The organism is Actinophytocola sp., from assembly GCF_050699915.1.
Classification (GTDB): Bacteria; Actinomycetota; Actinomycetes; order Mycobacteriales; family Pseudonocardiaceae; genus Actinophytocola.
On sequence record NZ_JBOHGA010000004.1, the window covers coordinates 47,444 to 71,968 of the forward strand.

The 24,525-nt window shown below is 71.2% G+C and carries 21 protein-coding genes; 10 read left to right on the plus strand and 11 right to left on the minus strand.

Translation table 11 applies throughout. The features are described 5' to 3' along the window. Window positions 1-32 precede the first annotated feature (32 nt). Complete coding sequence (locus ACRDSK_RS01575; protein WP_431438031.1) at window positions 33-1,109, minus strand: AAA family ATPase; 1,077 nt, start codon at window positions 1,107-1,109, stop codon at window positions 33-35. Between the two features lie 73 nt (window positions 1,110-1,182). Continuing rightward, window positions 1,183-2,502 carry an NlpC/P60 family protein gene (locus ACRDSK_RS01580; protein ID WP_431438032.1) on the minus strand — a complete coding sequence of 440 codons (1,320 nt, stop codon included), beginning with the start codon at window positions 2,500-2,502 and terminating at the stop codon, window positions 1,183-1,185. A gap of 161 nt (window positions 2,503-2,663) precedes the next feature. Between ACRDSK_RS01580 and ACRDSK_RS01585 the strand changes: the two genes are divergently transcribed. The 3 genes from ACRDSK_RS01585 to ACRDSK_RS01595 all read left to right on the plus strand — a co-directional run bounded on the left by ACRDSK_RS01585 (window position 2,664) and on the right by ACRDSK_RS01595 (window position 4,635). Continuing rightward, a complete protein-coding gene (locus ACRDSK_RS01585) occupies window positions 2,664-3,152 on the plus strand; it encodes a hypothetical protein (RefSeq protein ID WP_431438033.1) in 489 nt (162 codons plus the stop codon). After that, complete coding sequence (locus tag ACRDSK_RS01590) at window positions 3,149-3,691, plus strand: hypothetical protein (protein WP_431438034.1); 543 nt, start codon at window positions 3,149-3,151, stop codon at window positions 3,689-3,691. The genes ACRDSK_RS01585 and ACRDSK_RS01590 overlap by 4 nt, the downstream gene beginning before the upstream one ends. Window positions 3,692-3,822: 131 nt before the next feature. Beyond that, window positions 3,823-4,635, plus strand: coding sequence for a hypothetical protein (locus ACRDSK_RS01595; protein WP_431438035.1), 813 nt, complete (start codon window positions 3,823-3,825; stop codon window positions 4,633-4,635). A gap of 81 nt (window positions 4,636-4,716) precedes the next feature. Here ACRDSK_RS01595 and ACRDSK_RS01600 read toward each other — a convergent pair whose 3' ends face one another. Continuing rightward, entirely contained in the window at window positions 4,717-5,082 is a 366-nt protein-coding gene (locus ACRDSK_RS01600) for a VOC family protein (protein WP_431438036.1), read from the minus strand. 97 nt (window positions 5,083-5,179) lie between these two features. On the opposite strand from ACRDSK_RS01600, the gene ACRDSK_RS01605 reads away from it, so the two are divergent. Continuing rightward, the gene (locus ACRDSK_RS01605) at window positions 5,180-7,993 is read left to right on the plus strand and encodes an aconitate hydratase (RefSeq protein ID WP_431438037.1); all 2,814 of its coding nucleotides are present in this window, start codon (window positions 5,180-5,182) and stop codon (window positions 7,991-7,993) included. A 606-nt stretch (window positions 7,994-8,599) separates the two neighbouring features. On the opposite strand, the gene ACRDSK_RS01610 is transcribed toward ACRDSK_RS01605, so the two are convergent. The 7 genes from ACRDSK_RS01610 to egtA all read right to left on the minus strand — a co-directional run bounded on the left by ACRDSK_RS01610 (window position 8,600) and on the right by egtA (window position 16,425). Beyond that, complete coding sequence (locus ACRDSK_RS01610) at window positions 8,600-9,379, minus strand: alpha/beta fold hydrolase (RefSeq protein ID WP_431438038.1); 780 nt, start codon at window positions 9,377-9,379, stop codon at window positions 8,600-8,602. Beyond that, the gene (locus ACRDSK_RS01615) at window positions 9,376-10,290 is read right to left on the minus strand and encodes a DNA-3-methyladenine glycosylase family protein (protein WP_431438039.1); all 915 of its coding nucleotides are present in this window, start codon (window positions 10,288-10,290) and stop codon (window positions 9,376-9,378) included. The genes ACRDSK_RS01610 and ACRDSK_RS01615 overlap by 4 nt, the downstream gene beginning before the upstream one ends. Before the next feature lie 75 nt (window positions 10,291-10,365). After that, complete coding sequence (locus ACRDSK_RS01620; protein ID WP_431438040.1) at window positions 10,366-11,946, minus strand: alpha/beta hydrolase; 1,581 nt, start codon at window positions 11,944-11,946, stop codon at window positions 10,366-10,368. 185 nt (window positions 11,947-12,131) lie between these two features. Continuing rightward, the gene (egtD, locus tag ACRDSK_RS01625; protein ID WP_431438041.1) at window positions 12,132-13,109 is read right to left on the minus strand and encodes an L-histidine N(alpha)-methyltransferase; all 978 of its coding nucleotides are present in this window, start codon (window positions 13,107-13,109) and stop codon (window positions 12,132-12,134) included. Beyond that, window positions 13,106-13,855 carry an ergothioneine biosynthesis protein EgtC gene (gene egtC / locus ACRDSK_RS01630; RefSeq protein ID WP_431438042.1) on the minus strand — a complete coding sequence of 250 codons (750 nt, stop codon included), beginning with the start codon at window positions 13,853-13,855 and terminating at the stop codon, window positions 13,106-13,108. The genes egtD and egtC overlap by 4 nt, the downstream gene beginning before the upstream one ends. Before the next feature lie 3 nt (window positions 13,856-13,858). After that, window positions 13,859-15,196, minus strand: a complete 1,338-nt coding sequence (gene egtB, locus ACRDSK_RS01635) for an ergothioneine biosynthesis protein EgtB (protein WP_431438043.1) — start codon at window positions 15,194-15,196, stop codon at window positions 13,859-13,861. Further along, the gene (gene egtA, locus ACRDSK_RS01640) at window positions 15,193-16,425 is read right to left on the minus strand and encodes an ergothioneine biosynthesis glutamate--cysteine ligase EgtA (RefSeq protein WP_431438044.1); all 1,233 of its coding nucleotides are present in this window, start codon (window positions 16,423-16,425) and stop codon (window positions 15,193-15,195) included. The genes egtB and egtA overlap by 4 nt, the downstream gene beginning before the upstream one ends. A 154-nt stretch (window positions 16,426-16,579) precedes the next feature. Between egtA and ACRDSK_RS01645 the strand changes: the two genes are divergently transcribed. The 6 genes from ACRDSK_RS01645 (at window position 16,580) to ACRDSK_RS01670 (ending at window position 21,665) form a co-directional block, all read left to right on the plus strand. After that, entirely contained in the window at window positions 16,580-17,155 is a 576-nt protein-coding gene (locus tag ACRDSK_RS01645; protein ID WP_431438045.1) for a TetR/AcrR family transcriptional regulator, read from the plus strand. A 15-nt stretch (window positions 17,156-17,170) separates the two neighbouring features. Next, window positions 17,171-17,749 carry a TIGR03086 family metal-binding protein gene (locus ACRDSK_RS01650; RefSeq protein ID WP_431438046.1) on the plus strand — a complete coding sequence of 193 codons (579 nt, stop codon included), beginning with the start codon at window positions 17,171-17,173 and terminating at the stop codon, window positions 17,747-17,749. A 143-nt stretch (window positions 17,750-17,892) separates the two neighbouring features. Beyond that, a complete protein-coding gene (locus tag ACRDSK_RS01655; RefSeq protein ID WP_431438047.1) occupies window positions 17,893-19,227 on the plus strand; it encodes a hemolysin family protein in 1,335 nt (444 codons plus the stop codon). Window positions 19,228-19,276: 49 nt separating this feature from the next. Further along, on the plus strand, window positions 19,277-20,326 hold the full coding sequence (locus tag ACRDSK_RS01660) for a hemolysin family protein (protein ID WP_431438048.1): 1,050 nt from the start codon (window positions 19,277-19,279) through the stop codon (window positions 20,324-20,326). Beyond that, on the plus strand, window positions 20,323-21,180 hold the full coding sequence (locus tag ACRDSK_RS01665) for a 3-methyladenine DNA glycosylase (RefSeq protein WP_431438049.1): 858 nt from the start codon (window positions 20,323-20,325) through the stop codon (window positions 21,178-21,180). Before ACRDSK_RS01660 ends, ACRDSK_RS01665 begins: the two co-directional genes overlap by 4 nt. Continuing rightward, a complete protein-coding gene (locus ACRDSK_RS01670; protein ID WP_431438050.1) occupies window positions 21,177-21,665 on the plus strand; it encodes a SecDF P1 head subdomain-containing protein in 489 nt (162 codons plus the stop codon). The genes ACRDSK_RS01665 and ACRDSK_RS01670 overlap by 4 nt, the downstream gene beginning before the upstream one ends. Before the next feature lie 6 nt (window positions 21,666-21,671). Here ACRDSK_RS01670 and gcvP read toward each other — a convergent pair. Then, the coding region (gcvP, locus tag ACRDSK_RS01675; RefSeq protein ID WP_431438051.1) for an aminomethyl-transferring glycine dehydrogenase at window positions 21,672-24,525 on the minus strand (2,854 nt) is incomplete at its 5' end.

Genomic DNA, 24,525 nt, shown 5'->3' on the forward strand with positions numbered 1-24,525 from the left:
GGGCGGGCGGTCGCCGGTCTCGCGCTTGTCCTTCACGACCTGCCGGCCACTCCGACCGGCGGAGGCTGGACACCACCCGACTGCGGCCGGGCGGAGACCTGCGGCAGGGGCACGGTCTGCAGCACCCGGGAGATGATGTGGTCGAGGGGGACGCCGTCGGCGAGCGCGTCGTAGGACAGCACCAGCCGGTGGCGCAGCACGTCCGGCATCACGTCCACCACGTCCTGCGGGAGCACGTAGTCGCGGCCGCGGATGAGCGCGAGCGCCCGCGCGGCGGCGACGATGCCGAGGCTCGCGCGCGGCGAGGCGCCGTAGGCGACCCAGCCGGCGACGTCGGTGAGACCGTGCTCCAGCGGCGTGCGGGTGGCCAGCACGACCCGGACGGTGTAGTCGACGAGCGCGTGGTGGACGAAGACCTGCGAGGCGACGCCCTGGAGGCGGACCAGCTCGGCCGGGCTCAGCACCTGCTGCGGCTCCGGCGCCGTCACGCCCATCCGGTAGACGATCTCCCGCTCCTCCTCGGCGGTCGGGTAGTCCACGATGATCTTGAACAGGAACCGGTCGCGCTGCGCCTCGGGCAGCGGGTAGACGCCCTCGTTCTCGATCGGGTTCTGGGTGGCGAGGACGAGGAACGGGTCGGGCATCGGGAAGGTCTTCCCACCGATGGACACGTGCCGCTCGGCCATCACCTCGAGCATGGCGGACTGCACCTTCGCCGGCGCGCGGTTGATCTCGTCGGCGAGCACGAAGTTGGCCACCACCGGACCGAGCTCGACGTCGAACCGCTCGCTGCCCTGGCGGTAGATGCGGGTACCGAGGATGTCGGCGGGCACGAGGTCCGGGGTGAACTGCACGCGGGTGAACGACCCGCCGACGACCTTGGCGAACGTCTCGACGGCGAGGGTCTTGGCCACGCCGGGGACGCCCTCGAGGAGCAGGTGGCCCCTGGACAGCAGGCCGACGAGCATCCGCTCCACCAGGCGGTCCTGTCCGACGATGACCCGTTTGACCTCGAACACGGTGCGCTCGAGCAGCTGTGCGTCACGGGCGGGCGTACTTGGCTCGGACCCGGATCCGTTCACCGACTCAGCCGGCTCGGTCACTACCAACCTCCTTGGTACAGCGTCAGGTTCCCCAACGAACAGCGAACCCGAATGCTGGTGTGACCGCTGTGAAGACCCCCTAGAGGAGGCGCGTGGCATAGGAGACGATGCCGCCGTAGCGGACCGGCGCGATGCGCACGTACGAGCCCGAGTACGGCGCCTCCACCATCTGCTCGTTGCCGATGTAGAGCGCCACGTGGTGGATCCGCCCGCCGCTCGCCCAGAACAGCATGTCCCCGGGGCGCTTCTGGCTCAGCGGCACCCGCGGGCCGGAGTGCGCCTGGTAGCCGCTGTAGTGCGGCAGCTGGTACCCCGCCGCGGCGAAGGCGTAGATCATCAGGCCGGAGCAGTCGAAGCCGACCTTGTTGTAGTCGCCGTGCATGTCCGCGACGCCGCCGTCCCGGATGCCGTGGGTCGGGCCGTAGGCGTTGCCGCCTCCCCACGCGTAGGGCATGCCGAGCTGGGACAGCGCCCGGTTGATCACCGAGCGCACCGAACCGCCGGAGGGCAGCGAGACCGACCCGCCACCACCGCCGCCCCCACCACCGCCGCCGGAGGCCTGCTGGGCGTTCGCCGCGTCCTCGCGCCGCTTCGCCGCGAGCCAGTCGTTGTAGCGCTCCCGCTGGTTCTCCAGTCCGGAGACCGACGCCTGCGCGGCCGTCAGCTGAGACTCCGCCGCCGACTTGCGCGCCTGCACCTGCTGGGTCGCCGCGAGACCGTCCTGCTGGGCCTGTTGCGCCGCCGCGGTGGCCGCGTCAGCCGCCACCTTCGCCGACTGGGCCCGGTCCTCCTTGCGGTTCGCCAGCGCGAGCGCGGCGCGGGCCGCGGAGTCCTTGTTGGCCTTGTCGGTCCGCGCGACCTCCATGCTGTCGAGCGCGTCGAGCTGACTGTCGCCGACCGCGTTGAGCAGCTGCGCGCGGGCCAGCAGGTCCTCGGGGGACTTCGCGCCGATGTAGGCCGACATCGAGCCGATCGTGCTGCCCTGCTTGTAGCTGCCGGCGGCGAACTCGTCGAGGTCCTTGCGGGCGTCGGTGATCGACCGCGCCGCGCTGTTGGCGGCCGCGCGCGCCGCGTTCGCGTCCGCCTTGGCCTGCGCCGCCTCGTCCCGGGCGGTCTGCAGGTCGACCAGTGCCTTGTTGGCGTCCTCCATCTTCAGCTCGACGTCGGACTGCAGCTGGATGAGCTGTGCCTCGGCCTGCGCCACCTGGTTGGTCAGCCGACCGACTCGCGTGGCCTCCGCGTCCGCCTTCGCCCGGCTGCCGGCGATCTCGTCGTCGCCGGGGTTGGGCGGGGGCGGCGGCACGGCGACCGCGGTGCCCGCCCCCAGGGTCACGACCAGCACGACGCTGGCGACGGCCACCCGCGACGCGGCGCCCAACCATCTCGGCACTGCTACCACCGGGCCACTGTGCCACTTTCGACTCGTTATGCACCAGCCGCAACACCAGAAGCGTGCTACTCGTAGACAACATTCATCCCTTCGAACACGACAGCAACACGCAGCGTGGCCGGCGAAGGGCCCCGAGCTGCGGTGAATCACGATCTGTAACGATGTGCCGCGTGCCGACCAGGAGCCCGACCCGCGTCCGCACCCGGCTGGGCACGGCCGCCGCGGGTGTCGCGGCCGTCGGCGCGCTGCTCGTCGCGGTCGGCACGTTCCTGCCGTGGGTCGTCTCCGGCTCGGTGCTGCGGGACAGCTACGAGTCGATCAGCGTGGTCCGCACGGTACGGGCGCTCGACGGAAACCCACTCGAGCTGGTCCTCGACGGCTGGACGATGATCATCCCGGCGCTCACGCTCTGTGTCGTCGGCCATGCACTCGGATTTCGCCGCACCGCCGCAACGATTTCGACCATTCTGGCGATAATCTGCGGAACCATCGCTGCTACCGCGACCGTCCTAAGCGGTGGCGAGGACGTAGGCCTCGGCATCGCCGGGGCCGGTCCAATCACCATGCTGATCGGGTCCGTACTGACCGTGATCGGTGGCGTAGGCATCTTCGCCGGCCAGCGCAGCGGCGCGACCGGAGACGTAGGAGGGGAACCGTGACCTATCCAGGATCAGGCGGCCAGTGGCAGCCGAACGACCCGAACCAGCCGGGGAGCGGCCCGCTCCCCGCTCAGGGCGGGTACCCGCAGCAGGGCGGCTATCCGCAGGGCTACCCGCAGCAGGGCGGCTACGCGCAGCCGGCCTACCCGCAGCAGGGTTACCCGCAGCAGGGCGGCTACCAGCAGCCCACGCAGCAGCAGGGCTTCCCGCCCGGTCAGCAGCCTCCGATGGGCTACGGTCAGCCGAACTACGGCGGGCTCGGCGCGCCGCAGCCGCCGCGCAAGAGCCGCCGCGGCCCGATCATCGGTGCGATCGCCGCCGTCCTCGTCGTCGCGGTCGGCGTGGCCGCGACGTTCTTCGTGCTCAACCGCAGCAGCCAGGACGACGCCGGCAAGGCCAACCCGGACGAGGCGGCGACGAACCTGGTCAACAGCCTCAGCCAGGGTGACGTGCTCGGCGTGTTGGAGAGCCTGTCGCCCGCCGAGTCCCAGATCCTGATCGACTTCAACACCCAGCCACCGAGCGGCTCAAGGAGCTGAAGGTCTTCAAGGACTCCGCGCAGCCGGAGGACCTGCAGGCCGGGAAGGTCGAGGCCAAGAACCTCAAGTACGACAAGAAGCCGGAGAAGGTCAACGACCACCTGACCATCACCAAGCTCATCGGCGGCACGGTGTCCGTGCAGTCCGACGTGAACAAGCTGCCGTTCACCAAGGAGTTCCTCGACGCGGCGTTCCCGGAGATCGCGAACGCCGAGCCGACCGACGAGACGATCGACATCGCCGACGCCGTGCGGGACAACGGCGGCGAGCCGATCCGCATCGCCACGGTCAACATCGACGGCAAGTGGTACCCGAGCCTCTTCTATACGATCGCCGACTACGCGCTGGCGGAAGCCGGCAAGGAGTGGCCGAAGGAGTCGATCGCGAACAACGGCGCCGACGACGCCGAGGGCGCGGTCAAGGAGATGGTGCAGGCCGCGATCAACAGCGACGCCGAGCGCGCGATCGAACTGCTGCCGCCGGACGAGATGGGCGCGATGCACGACGCCGGCCCGGCCCTGCTCGAGGAGATGGGCCCCGCGCCGCGGACACAGGTCGAGGTCACCAAGCTCGAGACCGACGTGACCGACGCGTCGACCGGCGGCATGAAGGTGATGCTGTCCGAGGTCGAGGTCGTCGCCGAGGGCGAGACGTACAACGTCAAGAAGGACGGCGACTGCTACACCGCCGATGGCGAGGGCCAGAGCGAGCGGCTGTGCGCCGACGACTTCGCGGCCGAGATGGGCAACAGCAGCATGAGCCCTGAGATGCAGCAGGCGCTGACCAACCTGGCGTCCGGCCTGATGAAGAACACCGGCGTGGTCGCCACCGAGTTCGACGGCAAGTGGTACGTCAGCCCACTGCGGACCTACACGGAGCTGGGCCTGTCCGCGATGAGCGACCTCACCCCCGAGGACGTCATCGCGCTGATCACGCAGTCGTAGCCGCTTGGTTCTCCTCCGGTGGCCCGGCACCCTCGCGGTGCCGGGCCACCGTCATGTCAGCCCGTCCTCAACCCGTTTGTCTCAGCCCTCGAGGAACTCCAGGCGGTTGCCGACCGGGTCGTCGGTGTGGAAGCGGCGGCGGCCCGGGATCTCGGCCGGGTCGGCCCAGCGGACGGGGTGGCCGGCCGCCTCGACCGCGGCCGCGGTGGCGTCGACATCGACCACGAACGCGGGGTGTGCTTTGCGGGCGGGGCGGTAATCCTCCTCGATGCCGATATGCAGCTCCGCGTCCGGGCCGCCGCGGCCGGGGACCCGGAACCAGCAGCCGCCGCGCTCGGCGAGCAGCGGTGGCTTGTCCAGCTCGACCCAGCCGAGCACGCCCGCGTAGAACTTTCGTAGGCGATCTTCACTGCCTGTGGGTGCGGCTACCTGGACGTGGTGCAGCATGTTGGCGACCCTCCTTGGCGATGAATACAGGACAAGCGTACTGTTTGAGTCGAGGAGCCGTTCCCGAACAGACGCACCAGGCCGGATGGAGTTGGATGTGACCGCACCAGCAAGCAAGGACAGCTTCGGCGCCCGCCACACGCTTTCCGTTGGGGACGCCTCGCACGAGGTGTTCCGGCTTGACGCCGTCACCGGATCCGAACGCCTGCCCTACAGCCTGAAGATCCTGCTCGAGAACCTGCTGCGCACCGAGGACGGCACCAACATCACCGCCGACCACGTCCGCGCGCTCGCCGGGTGGGATCCGAACGCGGAGCCCTCGACGGAGATCCAGTTCACGCCGGGGCGCGTGGTGATGCAGGACTTCACCGGCGTGCCGTGCGTGGTCGACCTCGCCACGATGCGCGAGGCGGTGACCGAGCTCGGCGGCGACGTGTCGAAGGTCAACCCGCTGGCGCCGGCCGAGCTGGTGATCGACCACTCGGTGATCGCGGACATCTTCGGCCGGCCGGACGCGTTCGAGCGCAACGTCGACCTCGAGTACGAGCGCAACAAGGAGCGCTACCAGTTCCTGCGCTGGGGGCAGAGCGCCTTCGACGAGTTCAAGGTCGTGCCGCCGGGCACCGGCATCGTGCACCAGGTGAACATCGAGCACCTCGCGCGCGTGGTGATGACGCGGGGCGGCCAGGCCTACCCGGACACGCTGGTCGGCACCGACAGCCACACCACGATGGTCAACGGGCTGGGCGTGCTCGGCTGGGGCGTCGGCGGGATCGAGGCCGAGGCCGCGATGCTCGGCCAATCGGTGTCGATGCTGATCCCGCGGGTGGTCGGGTTCGAGCTGAACGGCGAGCTGCCGGCCGGGGCGACCGCGACCGACCTGGTGCTGACGATCACCGAGATGCTGCGAAACCACGGCGTGGTCGGCAAGTTCGTCGAGTTCTACGGCTCGGGCGTGTCCGCGGTGCCCCTCGCCAACCGGGCCACGATCGGCAACATGAGCCCGGAGTTCGGCTCCACGTGCGCGATCTTCCCGATCGACGGCGAGACCATCGACTACCTCCGGTTCACCGGGCGGTCCGACGAGCAGGTCGCGCTGGTCGAGGCGTATGCCAAGGAGCAGGGCCTGTGGCACGAGCCGTCGCAGGAGGCGGCCTACTCGGAGACGCTCGAGCTCGATCTGTCCACTGTGGTCCCGTCGATCGCCGGGCCGAAGCGGCCGCAGGACCGGATCGCCCTGTCGGACGGGAAGTCCGCGTTCCGCGGGGCACTGAGTTCCTACACGAGCGACGCGCCCGCGGTCCCCGGGTCCACTGTGGACGAGGCGAGTGACGAGTCGTTCCCGGCCTCGGACGCACCCGCGTACGGCTCGGGCGACAACGGCGGCGGTCAGTCCTTCGACTACCAGTCGGCCGCGGCGGGCGCCGAAGGCCGGCAGAGCAAGCCGACCTCGGTGACCTTGGACGGCGCCACCTTCGAGATCGACCATGGCGCGGTCGCGATCGCCGCGATCACCTCGTGCACCAACACGTCCAACCCATCGGTGATGATCGGCGCGGCGCTGCTGGCGAAGAAGGCCGTCGACCGTGGACTGCAGCGCAGGCCGTGGGTGAAGACGACGCTGGCGCCGGGGTCCAAGGTGGTCATGGACTACTACGAGCGTGCGGGGCTGCTGCCGTACCTGGAGAAGCTGGGCTTCCACCTGGTGGGCTACGGCTGCACCACGTGCATCGGCAACTCCGGCCCGCTGCAGGACGAGATCTCCGCTGCCGTCAACGACGCCGACCTCGCGGTCGTTTCCGTGCTGTCCGGCAACCGCAACTTCGAGGGCCGGATCAACCCGGACATCAAGATGAACTACCTCGCCTCACCGCCGCTGGTGGTCGCGTACGCACTCGCGGGGTCCATGGACAAGGACATCACGACCGAGCCGCTGGGCACCGGGTCGGACGGCGAGCCGGTGTACCTGTCCGACATCTGGCCCTCGCCGCAGGAGATCCAGGACGTGGTGGCCTCGGCGATCTCGTCGGAGATGTTCTCGACCGACTACGCGGACGTCTTCGCCGGCGACGAGCGCTGGCAGTCGCTGCCGACGCCCACCGGCAACACGTTCGAGTGGGACGCGGACTCGACGTACGTGCGCAAGCCGCCGTACTTCGAGGGTATGGGCGTCGAGCCGTCGCCGGTGTCCGATGTGGCGGGCGCGCGTGTACTCGCCCTGCTGGGCGACTCGGTGACGACCGACCACATCTCGCCGGCCGGCGCGATCAAGCAGGACTCCCCCGCCGGGAAGTATCTGACGTCGCACGGCGTGGAGCGGCGGGACTTCAACTCCTACGGTTCCCGGCGTGGCAACCACGAGGTCATGATCCGCGGCACGTTCGCCAACATCCGCCTGCGCAACCTCCTGCTGGACGATGTCCAGGGCGGCTTCACCCGCAACTTCCTCGACGACGGTTCGCAGACGACGATCTACGACGCCGCGCAGGCCTACGCCGCCGAGGGCATCCCGCTCGTCGTGCTGGCCGGCAAGGAGTACGGCTCGGGCTCGTCACGCGACTGGGCAGCGAAGGGCACCTCCCTCCTTGGGGTGCGGGCGGTGATCGCCGAGTCGTTCGAGCGGATCCACCGGTCGAACCTGATCGGCATGGGCGTGCTGCCGCTGCAGTTCCCGACGGGCGAGACGGCATCGTCGCTGGGCCTCGACGGCACGGAGACATACGACATCAAGGGCGTCACCGCACTGAACGAGGGCGACACCCCCCGCACGGTCCCGGTGACCGCCACCCGCGCGGATGGGTCCACTGTGGACTTCGAGGCCGTGGTCCGCATCGACACCCCGGGCGAGGCGGACTACTACCGCAACGGCGGCATCATGCAGTACGTGCTGCGCAAGATGCTCCAGAACTGACCCTCCTTCCTGAGTGGACCCGTGGTGGGTCGCCGAGTACCGCCTCGACGACCCACCATGTTCTTGTCTGCAGGCAGACCGAAGCCACGGCGACCCGGCGCGAACGCGGGCGTCCGGCCACGGCGGCCGACACCAGGCGGCGCGCGGGCAGGTTTGGCGCACGCCGCCAGCGGCCAAGGTGCCTGCCGGCGGCCCTGCCCTGGCGAACAACGCTCGCGGCAGCAGCCAGTGGCCCTGCTGCCCGGCCACCACTTCGGACCACTCGGCATCCCGCCTACAGCCACCGCTGGCCAGCACCGCGACGGCCGCCCGAGCCGGCAGCATCCGCAGAGACCGCACCGTCGTGTCGACGACCAGCGCCCGCCATGACAGCCCGCCCGCTCAGGCGACCGACACACCGCGCCCCAGCCACCGCCCCCGCCGGTCAGGCACACGGCATCCGCCCGGGGACAGCTGTCCCCGGCATCGCGGCGCAGGTGTCGCCGGTCGGGAAGCAGAGCACCTCGCCGCGACAGCAACCACGGCAGTCGCCGCCGGTCATGCCTTCGACCCGCCGTGGTGGCTGCCGGTTCGGGTAGCGGTCACCTGCGGCGTCAGCCTCGGTGGTCAGCTCGCGTGGTAGAAGCGGGACAATGTCGGGGCCAGTCTCGTTGGGTCGGCTACGTGGCCCTGGCCTGCCAGGGTCTCGCGTTGTGCGTTTGGGACGGTCTTGGCGATCGCGGTTGCGGCGTCGTGGAAGAACGGGTTGTCGCCCGTCAGGATCAGGGTCGGCCGGGTGATCTCGGCTAATCGGGGCGGTGGGTGGCCGTCGCCCAGGCAGGCGGCGTCGTGGGCCAGTGTTGGGGCCAACGTGCGCAGTGACGGCCAAACCGGGGCGCTTCTCGCCCTTGCGATGTCCTCTTCGGACGAACCGGCCAGGCGCATGAACAGCTCCAGCGCCTCGTCGCGGCGGCCCTCGGCCAGCAGCGCCTGGAGGTTCACCACGTACTCCCGCCACTGCAGTAGCTGGTCGTCCGCCACGAAGTACGGGACCTCGTACACCGCGACCCGGTCGACCGGCAGGCCCGCGGCCGCGGCCTCCAGCGCCAAGCCGCCACCCGACGACGCGCCGAACAGGTGCGCCCGACCGCCCACCATGGCGATCAGTGCGGCCAGGTCCTCGAACTCGCGTGCCAGCGCGTACGGCGGGGTGTCGCCGCTGCCGGCCCGCCCGCGGCGGGCGTAGTTGACCACCGTGAACTCGCCGGCCAGCTCCGGCGCGATCGGGGCGTTCTCGGCGCCGTCGTCGAGGCCGCCGCCCACCAGGACGACCGGCGGGCCACTGCCCGTGCGCTCGTAGGCGATTCGGGTGCCGTCCGCGGAGGTCACGTAACTCTCGACAGTCATCGTTGTGCCCTTCGGCCGGTCGCGATCTCGTTCGTCTCCTCCTCGCGGCGAACGCGCAGCAGCACCGCCACCCACGTCCGGTACGGCCGCCAGCTCTCGGCGACACGCGCCAGGTCGGCGACCGCCGGCTCGGCCAGACCGTAGGCATGGGCCATCTCGTCGTGCAGCCGGGCCTCCGCGGTCGGGAAGCCGTCCGGGTGCCCGGCACCACGCAGCAGGACCAGCTCCGCGGAGAACGGACCGATGCCCGGCAGCTCCCGCAGCCGCGTGATCGCCTCGTCTAGCGGCAGCGCCCGCAGCGCCGCCGCGTCGAGCCGGCCGGCGAGCGCGGCCTCGGCCACCGCGTGCAGTCTCTCGCTCTTCAGCGCACTCACCAACGGCACCCGCTCCGGCAACGCGCCCGGTCCGGGGAACGTCGGCAGCTGGACACCGGCCACGTCGACCGGCTCACCGAACCGTTCGGCCAGCTGCTGTTTCACCCGGGACGCCTGCAGGATTCCGAACCGGTGGCTGATGATCGCCCAGCACGCGGCCTCGTACGGCGAGTGGAACGCGACCGGACGCAGGCCGGGATAGCGCCGCTGCAGCTGCGCCACTACCGGGTCGCGGGCGCCGACCGCGGCGAAACCGGCGCCGTCGACGTCGAGGGACAGCATCCGCCGGACCTGCTCGAGCGCGGCGTCGATGTCTGCCGGGTCGGCGAACACGCGGGCACGGACCGGACCGTCCGGCTCGGCCTGCCGGACCAGCACGCCCACCGGGCGCCAGCTCGGCGCGGCCGGGAAGGCCAGCCGTAACTCGCCGGCCGAGGCGGCGGCGTCCGGGCGGGCCGCGGGAGCGAACCCCTCCAGGAACCGCGTGCTGGCGGTGAGGTCGAACGGGCCTTGGTAGGGAAGGTCGTGCCACATCATGTTCGGCACTGTGCCGGAGGGCACCGACAAAACGGCCGGCGAGCAGATCGCTCGCCGGCCGCTCCTGTTGCTGAGCTACTGCTGGGACGGGAACGGCTGCACATCCGGGTGGCAGACCGTGCCCGGGCCGGGCACCTCGAGGTCGATCAGGTAGTCCGCCGCGATCCGGTCGGTGCAGCTGCTGTCGCCCAGGATGCAGTGGCCGAACGAGTCGACGCTGACCAGGCGCGCGTTGCCGAGCTGCCTGGACATGCGCTTCGAGAACTCGTACTGCGTCGCCGGGTCGTAGTAGTTGCCGAACAGCAGCACCGGGGTGGCGGTGCGGTGGTTCCACGGGCCGCGGTAGGCGTCCGCGTCCTTGACCGGCCACACCGGGCAGCCCGCCGGGTCACCCCAGGCGAGGTAGCGCCCGAAGTCCGGGATCTGCCGCTCCCACTTGTCCGCGATGCGCGGCACCTCGCCGATCGTGTTGTTGAACGGCTTGTCCGAGCAGTTCACCGCGAGGTAGGAGTCGTCGCTGGCGTACGGCGAGTCGGGCCAGATGTCCATCTTGGCCAGCGGCGCCTTGGCCATCAGCGCCTTCACCTCGGCGGTCGACACCGTCATCGCCGTGCGCGCGGCCGCCGACGGGTGGCTCGCGTCGTACAGCTCCTGCAGCAGCTCGGCCAGCGGGGCGAAGTCGGCCGGGTTGTACAGCACGCTCGCCGTAACGCCGATCACCGCGGCCTCGTCGGCGACGGTGCCGTCGGGCAGCGTGATCGGACCGACCTCGCGCAGGTAGTCGTGCAGCTCGGTGAACTTCTGCCGGGCGTCACCGGCGAACGCGCAGTCGGGGTCCTCGTCGCAGCGGATGAGGTAGTTGTCCAGCGCGTACTGGAAGCCGCCGTCGGTTCGCTGCCGGTCGTACTCGACACCGTCGTTGACCCGCAGCTTCGGGTCGACGTTGCCGTCGAGGATGATCGCCCGGGCCTTCTTCGGGAACATGTTGACGTACGTCGCGCCGAGCATCGTGCCGTAGGAGAAGCCGACGAAGGTCAGCTTCTTGTCGCCGACCGCGCCGCGCAGCATGTCGAGATCCTGGGCGACGTCCTCGGTGGACATGTGGTCGATCAGCGGGCCGGCGAAGCGCCCGCAGAACTTGCCGTAGTCCTTGTAGGCCTTGATCGTGGTGCTCTCCTGCGGGCCGGTGACCGGCAGCGGGTGCATCCGCCCGAAGACGTCGTCGGCGTCCTCCTGCGTGGCGAAGCAGCGCAGCGGGGTGCTGCGGGCGACGCCGCGCGGGTCGAAGCCGATCAGGTCGAAGCGGTCGAGCACCTCGGGCTCGAAGATGCGGGCGCCGGCGGTGGGCATCCGGAAGCCGCTGCCGCCCGGGCCGCCCGGGTTGAGGAACAGCGAGCCGACGCGGTTGGCCTGGTCGAGCGCGGCACGGCGCATGAGCGCGATGTTGATCGTGCCGAGCTTGGGCCGCTCGTGGTCGAGCGGGACGACGTAGTCGGCACAGCTGTACAGCGGCAGCTCGGCCGGCGGGACCCCGGTGAGCTCGTTGGCCGGGCACTGCTCCCACACGACAGGAGCAGGTGCCTTGGGGGTCGGTGCGGCCGCGGCGGAGCTGGTCGGGACAACCAGCCCGACCACTCCGGTGACCAAGGCCGCCACCAGGGTGGCCCCCCGCTTCACCGACCGTGTAGATCTCTGAGACACGGCTGTACCCTTCTCCCGACCTGGAGCGACGAAGCGTCACTGCACCGACGGAAGACTCACACAATGTGATGATCTGTGATATCGGCGAATTGGGTGATTCGGCTACTGCAGTTGGCCACGTCCGAAAGTAGGGCCGCGCCCTACCTGGCCACCGCCTTCGAGAGGGACACGCCGAAGCGGGACTGGCTGTCGGTCCACCAGTGTTGGATTTCGAAGCCCGCGTCGGCCAGCTCGGTCTCGACCCGGTCCTTGCGGAACTTCGACGAGACCTCGGTGCGCAGCTGCTCGCCCTCGACGAACCGGACCGTCAGGCCCACGACCGGGACGTGCACCTCCATCGCGCGGGTGGCTCGCAGGCGCATCTCGATCCACTGCTCCGCCTCGTTCCACACGGCGACGTGCTCGAAGGACGCCACGTCGAAGTCGGCGGCCAGTTCGCGGTTGAGCACGTGCAGCACGTTCCGGTTGAACTCCGCGGTCACGCCGGCCGCGTCGTCGTAGGCCCGGACCAGCACGTCGGGCGACTTGACCAGGTCGGTGCCCAGCAGCAGCCACTCCCCGTCCTCGAGCACGTCGCGCACCCCGGACAGGAACTTCTCCCGCTCGGCCGGCACCAGGTTCCCGATCGTCCCGCCCAGGAACGCCACCAGCCGAGCCGGCGTGCCCGGCAGCAGCGCCAGGTGCTGGGTGAAGTCGCCTACCACCCCGTGCACCGACACCGGGTCGTAGGTCGCGGCCAGCGTCGACGCCGCGTCGCGCAGCGCCGACTCGGACACGTCCAGCGTCACGATCTCGCGCAGCGAGCCGTGCCGGTGCAACGCCTCGAGCAACAGGTGGGTCTTCTCCGACGAGCCCGAGCCGAGCTCGACCAACGTGGTGGCGCCGGTCGCCGCCGCGATCTCGGGCGAGCGGGCGGCCAGGATCTCCCGTTCGGCGCGGGTCGGGTAGTACTCCGGCAGCCGGGTGATCTGCTCGAACAGCTCACTCCCCCGCGCGTCGTAGAACCACTTCGGCGGCAGGGCCTTCGGGGTCGCCGTCAGTCCCGTGCGGACGTCCGACCGCAGGCCCCTGACGATGTCGTCCGGGGTCAGGTGCACGGTCACATCAACGTCGCTCATCGATCTCCGATCCTGGTGATGTCCACTGTGGACAGAGTGGTGACGACCAGGTGCCGGTCGGGCACCTCGCGCCACCCGGGGTCGTCGTCGTACGGCTCGGAGGCCACGACGACCGACGAGCCGCGCTCGCCGACCCACAGGGAATGAGTCCAACTGGTACCGACGACCACCGTGCCGTCGGTCAGCAAGAGGTTCAGCCGCGAGCCGGGCGCCGCCGCCTCGACCTCGGCGACCAGTGCGGCCATCGCGTCGGCCGGCTTGTCGCCCGCGGCCAGGCGGTGCCGCAGCAACGCCCACAACAGCGCCGCGTCGGTCGGCGCGTCCATCGTCAGCAGCGCCTCCACCGGCAAGGTCGAAGCCAGCGCGGCCACCGACGACGGCCACCCGCGCACCACGCCGTTGTGGCTGAACAACCACCGGCCGGCCGCGAACGGCGCCGCCGCGGTCTCCACCACCGGCATGCCGACGGTGGCCGAGCGGACGGCGGCCAACACCGCGCCCGACCGGACCTCCTCGGCGAGCCGCGGCAGCGCCGTATCCGTCCACATCGGAACGGCACGGCGCAGCAGCGCGGGCTCGGGCGAGGACTCGGTGTACCAGCCGATGCCGAAGCCGTCGGCGTTCACCGTGCCCCCGCCGCGCATGTCCCGCGGCGACCACGACTGTCGCAGCAGCGAGTTCGCGGGCGTCAGCAACAGCTCGGCCAGCCGGATCGGCTCACCGAGGTAGGCGATATGTCGGCACATCCGCTAGCCGAGCTCCGGAGGCGACGCGTCGCGGGCACACCGGAAGCCGGCGAAGATCTGCCGCCGGATCGGGTAGTCCCAGTTGCGGAACGTGGCCCGGGACGCCGCCGAGTCGGTTCCGAACGAGCCGCCGCGCAGCATCTTGTAGTCGCTGCCGAAGAACACCTCCGAGTACTCCCGGTACGGGAACGCCTGGAACCCGGGATAGCCGTGGAAGTCGGAGTCCAGCCACTCCCAGACGTCGCCGATCAGCTGGTGCACCCCGCTCGGCGACGCGCCCGCCGGGTACGCGCCGACCGGCGCCGGCGACAGGTGCCGCTGGCCGAAGTTGGCGTGCTCCGGGCCGGGATCCTCGTCGCCCCACGGGAAGCGGCGCGAGCGGCCGGTGGCCGGGTCGAACCGGGCGGCCTTCTCCCACTCGGGCTCGGTGGGCAGCCGCTTGCCCGCCCACGCGGCGTACGCCTGCGCCTCGTAGAAGCAGACGTGCACCACCGGCTCGTCCGGCGGGATCGGCTCCACCACGCCGAACCTGTCGCGCAGCCACCGGTCGCCGTCCCGCACCCAGAACCGGGGCGCGGTCAGGTCGGCCTTGACTCGGTAGGCCCAGCCCTCGGTGCTCCACCAGCGCTCGTCGTCGTAGCCGCCGGCCGCCATGAACTCGGCGTAGGCGGTGTTCGTGACCGGAGCCGTGTCGATGAAGAACGCGTCGACGTGCACCTCGTGCGAGGGCCGCTCGTTGTCCAGCGCCCACGGGTCGATGGAGGTGCCCATCGCGAACGACCCGGCCGGGACCAGGACCTCCGGCGCCGGCAGCGGACGGCCCGGCGGAGGCTGCGGCGCGTGCAGCACCGGCGCTCCCCTGCGCAGCTGGTGGGTGGCCAGCATCGTCTCGTCGTGCTGCTGCTCGTGCTGGACGATCATGCCGAACGCGAAACCGTCGTGGACGAGCCGGCGGCCCTCCAGCGGGCTGCGTTCGAGGATGTCGAACACCTTGTCCCGAACCTGTCCGACATAGGCGCGCGCCTCGGCCGGGTTGAGCAGCGGCAACGCGGGGCGGTCGGCGCGCGGGTGTTGGAACGCGTCGTACAGCTCGTCGATGTCGCTGCGCACCGGCTCGCGCTCGCCGACGTCGCGCACCAGCCAGAGCTCCTCCTGGTTGCCGATGTGCGCGAGGTCCCAGACCAGCGGCGACATGAGCTTGGAGTGCTGGCGCACCAGATCGTCGTCGTCCACCGCGTCGGTGAGCGCGACGCTGCGGTCCCTGGCCCGGCGCAGCAGCTCCGCGACGTGCGTGCGCAGTGCCTCGGTGCCGGCGTCGGCCGCGTCGACGATCGGGGTCATGCCGTGCTCCTCTGCGGTAGGCGGTCCAGGTCGGCGAGGATGGCCTCGGTCAGGTCGTGGCCGAGGCCCATGCCCGGCAGGGCGCGGGCGCCCAGGTCGAGCACCTGCGCGGCCGCCATGGCTAGCGCGCGGTCGGCCAGGCCGTCCCTGGCCGCGGGTAACCAACGGTCGCCGACCGGTAGGCACGCGTCGAGCACGGCGTCGACCGTGCGCGGCGTCGACAGCAGCGCGGCAAGCAGCGCGACCGGGGTCACCCAGTCGTTGCCGCGCTGGGCGTCGAGATAGCGAACCTCCAGGTAGCCGTGCGGGCGCACGGGCGGGAACATCGTGGTCAGGTGGTAGTCGAGGTCGTCGGTCGTCGGCCGCTCCGGTCTGGCGAGCCAGTCGGCGAAGGTCATGCCGTGCGGCGTGGCCCAGCGGTCGCCGTCGCCGCGCACGCACAGCACCGGCGTGTCGAGGACCCGGCGCGCCCAGTCGGCGACCGGGTCGGCGACGATCGCCGACGGTGAGCTGCGCGGTGGGTCGGTGCCGAGCACGGCACGCATCCGGGCCGATGCCCATCCCGTCGCGCGGCCCTCGAGGTTCGGGGAGTTGGCGAACGCGGCCACCAGCACCGGGCCGAGCGCGGTGACCGCGGTCCACCGGGCGGGCAGTGTGTCGAGCTCGCCGGCGTCGAGGCAGACCTGCAGACCGGCGGTCGCGCACATCATCGTGAGCCCGTGCGGCCCGATCGGCTCGAACACCTGCTCCATGGCCGCGTAGCGCGGCGTGTCGAGCAGGCGCCGAGGCGTTCGGTGCGGGTCGGTGGCCGTGTCGCCGAGCACGAAGCCGGCGGCGGCGAGCAGCTCGCTGAGAAACGTCAGGTCGTCGGTGACGGCGGCGAACAGCTCGGTCAGCGAGGCCTGGGGAAGGGCGGAGATCTCGACCTGGCCGCCGGGCTCCAGAGTGAGCGGCGAGCCGGCCGGAAGAGGTAGCTGTGGACTGTCCTTGTTCAACGTGCGGGGCGCGTAGGCCCCCAGGGCGGCGGAGAGCCGGTCCGCGTCGAGTGGCCGCCGCGGATCGTCCTCGTGATGGACGATCCATTCCAGCTCGACACCGGTGAGTCGTGGCGGGCCGTGCTTGAAGCAGACCGAAGCGACGTAGGCCTCCGCCTCCACGCGGTCGGACAGGCGGTGGCGGTAGGGCTCGATAACTTGCGAACTTCCTGGTATTGGTGGCAAAGAGGTCACCAGATCCTCCCTTCCCCTAGGTCGAAATCGACGCTACACGCGCCCACCGACAAAGACGTGACAGCGAACGGGCGGCGACCGAGACGCCACCGAGAGCGGCCACAGTACGTACGTACGGATTGCATCGAAACCGGACGGCTGCCACGATCGACCGATGCCACGGGTCAGCCAGGACCACCTCGAAGCGCGGCGCGCGCAGATCCTCGACGGCGCCCGCGTGTGCTTCGCGCGCTACGGCTACGAGGGCGCCACGGTCCGCCGGCTCGAGGAGGCCACCGGGCTGTCCCGCGGCGCGATCTTCCACCACTTCCGGGACAAGGAGTCGCTGTTCCTGGCGCTGGCGGAGGACGACGCGCACCGGATGGCAGACGTGGTCGCCCGGGAGGGCCTCGTCCAGGTGATGCGCGACCTACTGTCCACACAGGACGGTGCGGACTGGCTCGGCAGCCGGCTGGAGCTCTCCCGCCGGCTGCGCACCGACCCGGAGTTCCGGGCCCGCTGGGCGGAGCGGTCCGAGCAGCTGACGATCGCGACTCGCCAGCGCCTGGAGCGGCAGCGGGATGCCGGAAACCTGCGCGACGACATCGATGTGAGCGTCCTCACGTCCTACCTCGAGCTCGTGCTGGAGGGTCTGGTCTCGCACCTCGCCATGGGCCTGCCGGCCGACGACCTCGAGCCGGTGCTGGACCTGGTGGAGTCCTCGGTGCGGCGCGCGGGGCCGCGGCGCTAGGGGGATCCTGGAGGTATGGATCTTCTCGATGTCCACGGCCGCGCCATGGAGGTGTTCGACCGCGCCATGCACCGGATCGGCGTCGGGGACTGGGACTTCCCCACCCCCTGCGCCGAGTGGACCGTGCGTGACCTGGTGAGACACCTCGTCAGCGAGCAGCTCTGGGTGCCCGACCTGCTGGCCGGCAAGACCGTTCCCGAGGTCGGCGACAAGTACGACGGCGACGTGCTCGAGGACGACCCGATGCACGCCTGGACCGAGTCCTCGCAGGCCGCGCGCGCCGCGTGGCTGCAGCCGGGTGTGCTGGTCAAGGTCGTGCACCTGAGCTTCGGCGGCGACACGGACGGCGCCGACTACTGCTGGCAGATGACCACCGACCTCGTCGTCCACGGCTGGGACCTGGCCACCGCGCTGGGCCTCGAGGCCGGCATCGAGGAGGACCTGGCCACGGCGGTGATCGAGTACGTCGAGCCGCGGATCGACTGGTGGCGGGGCACGTCGATGTTCGCCGACGCGGTGCCGGTGCCAGGGGACGCGGATCCACGGACACGCCTGGTCGCGATGCTCGGCCGCGATCCCTCGGGCAAGCCCTGACCGATACACTGAACGGGGTCACCAGAAGACCACTGATTCGCGAGGAGTGACCCCTCAGTGCGCGGCGCACAGTCTCCCGGCTGCAGTACCGGGCCGGGCGATGACCCCGGCTGCCATACCAACCCGCTCGCGGGTGACCTCGGATGACCGGCGTACTCCTCGATGTGCTCGGCGTGCTGGCCGTCGTCGCGTTGACGGCCGGCACCGCGATCTTCGTCGCCGCTGAGTTCTCCCTCACCGCGCTCGAGCGCAGCCAGGTCGACAACCACCTGCGGCAGGTCGGCGACGCGCGTGCCAAGCGGGTGCACCAGGCGCACCGGACGCTGTCGTTCCAGCTCTCCGGCGCACAGGTCGGCATCACGATCACCACGCTGACCATGGGCTTCATCGCCGAGCCGATCATCGCCGGCTGGTTCACGCCGCTGCTGTCCGCGCTGTCCGTGCCGGTCGCGGCGGCCCACGCGATCGCGGTGATCATCGCGCTGCTGCTCGCGAACCTGATCTCCATGCTGTTCGGCGAGCTGGTGCCGCAGTTCCTCGCGATCTCCCGGCCGCTGCCCACCGCCCGTGCGGTCGCCGGCCCGCAGGCGCTGTTCTCCGCGTCGCTGCGCTGGTTCATCGACATGCTGAACGCGTGGGCCAACTGGTTGGTCCGGCGGCTCGGCGTGGAGCCGGCCGACGAGCTGGCCTCGGCGCGCTCGCCGCAGGAGCTGGACTCGCTCGTGCGCACGAGCGCGGAGCGCGGCACGCTCGATCCGGGCACCGCGGTGCTGCTGAACCGCTCGCTGCGGTTCGGCGAGCGCACGGCCGGCGAGCTGATGACCCCGCGCGTGCAGGTCGAGTCGCTGCCGACGGACGCGACGGTCGGCGACCTCATCGAGCTGACCCGGCGCACCGGGTACTCCCGCTTCCCCGTGCACGAGGGCGATCTCGACGACGTGCGCGGCGTGGTGCACGTCAAGCAGGCGTTCAGTGTGCCTGCACCGAAGCGCGCGGACGCGCCGGTGAGCTCGATCATGCTGCCCGCGCAGATCGTGCCGGAGAGCCTCGACGGCGACACGCTGCTCGACCGGCTGCGCAGCTCCGGCCTGCAGCTCGCGATCGTGCTCGACGAGTACGGCGGCACCGCGGGCCTCGTGACGCTGGAGGACCTGGTCGAGGAGATCGTCGGCGACGTGCGCGACGAGCACGACCGGGGCGAGGTCAACCCCGTACGCCCGCTCGGTCGGGACAGCTGGATGGTCTCCGGCCTGCTGCGCGACGACGAGCTCGCGGACGCGACCGGGTTCCGGATGCCCGAGGGCGACTACGAGACGCTGGCCGGCCTGGTGCTGACCAGGCTCGGCCGCGTCCCGGAGGTCAACGACGAGGTGCGCATCGACGGCTGGCGGATCACGGTCATGCGGATGGACCGGCACCGGGTCGCGGAGCTGCGGGTGGCGAAGCTGCCCGAGACCGCGGAGGTGGTGTCGCCGTGAGTGAGCTTGCGAGCGAACCGACGTCACAGGGACGACAGGGGGCGGCACGGTGACGGGCGGCGTTGCGGTCACGATCGCGGTGCTCCTGCTCGCCGCGAACGCGTTCTTCGTGGGCGCGGAGTTCGCCCTGGTCAGCGCCCGCCGCGACCGGCTGGAGGCGCTGGCGGACCAGGGTGTCGAGCGAGCGCGGATCGTTATGCGGGCGGCCGAGCGCACGTCGGAGATCCTGGCCGGCGCGCAGCTGGGCATCACGGTGTGCACGATCGGGCTGGGCGCGCTGGGCGAGCCGACGCTGGCCGAGTTCCTCGAGTTCGTGCTGCACCCGTTGGACCTGCCGGCGGCGCTGCTGCACCCGCTGGCGTTCGCGGTGTCGCTGGTGGTGGTGTCGATCCTGCACATCGTGCTCGGCGAGATGGTCATGAAGAACATCGCGATCGCCGAGCCGGAGCGGACCGCGGTGTTGCTGACGCCGGTGCTGGTCGGCTGGATCCGGCTGATCCACCCGGTGATCTGGGTGCTGAACCTGGGCGCGAAGGGCGTGCTGCGGCTGTTCAAGGTCGAGCCGAAGGACGAGATCGAGAGCGCGCACACGCCGGAGGAGCTGGCGACACTCATCGCCGACTCGCGCGCCGAGGGGCTGCTGGACCTGGCCGAGCACCGCCGGCTCACGAAGACGCTGTCGTCGGCCGAGCGGACGGTGGCCGAGGTGCTGGTGCCGCTCGCCGAGGTGGAGACCGTGCCGCACCCGCCGACGGTGGGCGACATCGAGGAGGCCGTCGCCCGGACCGGGTTCTCCCGCTTCCCGGTTCGCATGCCGAACGGACGGCTCAACGGCTACCTGCACGTGAAGGACGTGCTGGACCAGGCGGACGCGGAACCGGCGACGCCGGTGCCCTACCACCGGGTGCGCGGCCTGCCGGAGATCCCCGCGGACTCGCGGCTGGACGAGGCGCTCGCGGCGCTGCGCCGGGCGCAGAGCCACGTGGCGAAGGCGGTGGCGGCGGACCGGACCGTGCTCGGTGTGGTCGCGCTGGAGGACCTGGTCGAGGAGTACGTCGGCACCGTGCGGGACGCGACCCACACGGACCCGGAGACATGACCGCGGCCGTCCTTCTGTCCACTTCGGACTGGCAGGGCCGCCGCGACGCGCACGTGGCGCGGGTGCGGCGCTGGACGGATCCGGTGCGGGAGCGGCGATCCACCGGCACCCGCCATCCGGTGCTGGACTTCCTGTTCACGTACTACTCGCACCGCCCGTCCCGGTTGCGGCGCTGGCATCCGGGGCCGGGCGTGGTGCTGGCGGACGCGCGGGAGTACCTGCGGTGGCCGGCGTACCGGGCGGTGCCGGGCGGGGTGGAGCTGGGTCCGCTGCCGGCGGAGCGGCTGGCGACCGTACGGTTCGTGCGCTCGCTGCTGTCGGCGTCGGCCGGGCGAACGCCGTGGCTGGGCTGCTTCGGGCTCCACGAGTGGGCGATGGTGTACCGGTCCGAGGACGTCCGGCACGCGGACTGGCCGCTGCGACTCGGCCCGGCGGGCACGGACCAGGTTGTGGAGTCGATGCCGATCCGCTGCACGCACTTCGACGCGTTCCGGTTCTTCACTCCCCCGGCGCGGCCGCTGAACGTGGTGCAGCCGACCCGGTCCGACCAGGTCGCGCTGGAGCAGCCGGGTTGTCTGCACGCGGGGATGGATCTCTACAAGTGGGCCTACAAGCTCGACCCGTACGTGTCGTCGGACCTGGTGGCGGACTGCTTCGAGCTGGCGCACGACATCCGGGTGCTGGACATGTGTGCGAGCCCGTACGACCTCGGCGCGCTCGGCTACGATCCGGTCCGCGTCGAGACGGCGGCCGGCCGGGCCGAGTACGCGCGCCGGCAGGCGTCGTTCGTCGAGCGGGCGGCGCCGTTGCGGACGCGGTTGATCGAGCTGTGCGAAGTTCTGGAGGTCGGGTGAGGTGCTCGGGGGCGATCCTGGTTCTGCTGCTGGCGTTGTCCGGGTGCACCGAGCGGACCGGCACGTCGTCGCCCCAGACCTCTTCGCCCGTCGATGCGTCCGGACCCATCGAGCTGCAGGAGCCAGTGGAGCTGGCTCGCGTGCTGCCGGCTTCTGGCGTGACCGTGCTGCCCGGTCCGGATGGTGAGCGGCTCCCGCTGGAGGAGCCGTTCCTGACGATCACCGAGCTCGCCGGCGCCACGACCGAGTTCCAGGAGTACACCAACTCATGGGTGGTCGTGCTGAGCCTGACCGACGGCGACGCGCGGGTGTTCGGCGACTGGACGGGCGCCCACGTGGGTGAGCGGGTAGCCATGGTCACCGGCGGCCGGGTGATCTCCGCCCCGGAAGTCCAGTCCGCGATCCCGGGTGGCGAGATCGTCGTCTCGGCTCGGTACTCCGAGCACGAGGCCACCGACCTGCTCGCGCAGATCACCGGCCGCTGAGGTTCGTCAGCTCTGGTAGGCCTCGATCGGCGGGCAGGAGCACACCAGGTTGCGGTCGCCCTTCGCGCCGTCGATGCGGCGGACGGGCGGCCAGATCTTCGCGCCGGTGGCACCCGTCGGGTAGGCCGCCTCCTCGCGGCTGTACGGGTGGTCCCACTTGCCGGCGATCGACTCGGCCGTGTGCGGAGCGCCGACCAGCGGGTTGTCCTCCGCCGGCCACTCGCCCGCCGCGACGCGGTCGATCTCGCGGCGGACGGCGATCATGGCGTCGCAGAAGCGATCCAGCTCCGCCAGGTCCTCGCTCTCCGTCGGCTCGACCATCAAGGTGCCCGCGACCGGGAACGACATCGTCGGCGCGTGCAGGCCGTAGTCCGCCAACCGCTTCGCCACGTCGTCGACCGTGATGCCGGTCGACTTCGTGATGCCGCGCAGGTCCAGGATGCACTCGTGGGCCACCCGACCGTGCGCTCCCGAGTAGAGCACCGGGTAGTGCGAGCCCAGCCGCGCCGCGACGTAGTTCGCCGCCGCCACCGCGGTCATCGTCGCGCGGCGCAGGCCCGCGGCGCCCATCATCCGCACGTACGCCCAGGAGATCGGCAGGATCGACGCGCTCCCCCACGGCGCCGCGCTGATCGGCCCGACGCCCGTGGCCGGGCCGGCGGTCGGCTGCAGCGGGTGGTTCGGCAGGAACGCGGCGAGGTGCGACCGGACGCCGATCGGGCCGACGCCCGGACCGCCGCCGCCGTGCGGGATGCAGAACGTCTTGTGCAGGTTCAGGTGTGAGACGTCCGCGCCGAACGTGCCGAACCGGGCGAGTCCGATCAGCGCGTTCAGGTTCGCACCGTCCACATATACCTGACCGCCGGCGTCGTGCACCAGCGAGCACACCTCGCGCACGGTGTCCTCGTACACCCCGTGCGTCGACGGGTACGTGATCATGATGCACGACAGGTCGTTTCGATGCTCGTCCACAGTGGACCGCAGGTGTGCCATGTCGATGTTGCCCTGTGCGTCGCACTTGACGACCACGACACGCATGCCGGCCATCGCGGCGCTCGCCGCGTTGGTGCCGTGCGCGGAGGCCGGGATCAGGCAGACGTTGCGCGCGCCCTGGCCGTTCGACCGGTGGTAGGCACGGATCGCCAGCAGGCCGGCGAACTCGCCCTGGCTGCCGGCGTTGGGCTGCAGGCTCACCGCGTCGTACCCGGTGAGCGCCGCGAGCCAACCCTCCAGATCGGACACCACCTGGAGCAGCCCGGCGGCGTCGGAGGCCGGCGCGAACGGGTGCAGCTCGGCGAAGGCGGGCCAGGTGATCGGCTCCATCTCCGCGGTGGCGTTGAGCTTCATCGTGCACGAACCGAGCGGGATCATGCTCCGGTCGAGCGCGACGTCCTTGTCGGACAGCGCGCGCAGGTACCGCAGCAGCGCTGTCTCCGAGCGGTGCGCAGAGAACACCGGGTGGGTCATGAACTCCGACGTGCGCGCCAGCTCCGCCGGGTAGGCGTCGTCGGTGCCGGCGTCCAGCTCGTCGACGTCCACGTCGATGGACGTGTCGACACCCTCGCCGGTGCCGAACGACGCCCACAGCTTCTTGACGTCCGCCCGGGTGGTGGTCTCGTCGCAGGCGACCGCGACCCGGTCGGCGGAGACCTGGCGGATGTTGATGCCGCGGTCCCGTGCGCTGCCCACGACCTCGGCCGCCCGGCCGGGCACGTCGACGGTGATGGTGTCGAAGAAGTGGTCGTGCACCACGTGCACGCCGCCGGCCCGCAGGCCCGCGGCGAGCACGGCGGCCATCCGGTGCGCGCGAGTCGCGATCGCCCGCAGGCCGTCGGGTCCGTGGTACACGGCGTACATCGAGGCGACGACCGCGAGCAGCACCTGTGCGGTGCAGATGTTGCTCGTGGCCTTTTCCCGGCGGATGTGCTGTTCACGGGTCTGCAGCGCGAGCCGGTAGGCGCGGTTGCCGTCGGCGTCGGTGCTCACGCCGACCAGCCGGCCGGGCAGCTGGCGCTCGAGGCCCTGGCGGACGGCGAGGTAGCCGGCGTGCGGGCCGCCGAAGCCCATCGGCACGCCGAAGCGCTGGGTGCTGCCGGCCACGACGTCCGCGCCGATCTCGCCGGGCGAGCGCAGCAGCGCCAGCGCGAGGATGTCGGCGGCGACCACGACCTGCGCGCCGCGCTCGTGGGCCTGCTCGATGAGCGCCGCGTGGTCGCGGACCGCGCCGCTCGCGCCCGGATAGGACAGCAACAGGCCGAAGAACTCGCCCTCCGGCAGCCCGCCGTCGAGGTCGACGACCTCGACATCGATGCCGAGCGGCTCGGCGCGGGTCTCGATCACGGCGATGGTCTGCGGGAATGTGTCGGCGTCGACGAGGAAGCGGGGCGTCTTGGCCCGGCCGGCGCGGCGGACCAGCGTCATCGCCTCGGCGGCGGCGGTCGACTCGTCGAGCATCGAGGCGTTGGCGAGCCCCATCCCGGTCAGGTCGGCGACCATCGTCTGGAAGTTCAGCAGCGCCTCGAGCCGGCCCTGGGAGATCTCCGGCTGGTAGGGCGTGTAGGCGGTGTACCAGGCGGGGCTCTCGAGGATGTTGCGGCGGATGACCGGCGGGGTCAGCGTGCCGTAGTAGCCGAGGCCGATCATCTGGGTGCGCACCTCGTTGCGCCCGGCGAGCGCGCGCAGCTCGGCGAGGGACCGGTGCTCGGCGGCGGGCGCGGGGAGGTCCGCGTCGCCCGCCTGCTCGCGGATCGAGGCGGGTACGGCCTGCTCGACGAGCTCCTCCAGCGAGCCGACCCCGATCACGTCGAGCATGCGGGCGAGCTCGGCGGGGCGCGGTCCTCCTTCCGGCGGCCCCCTCGCA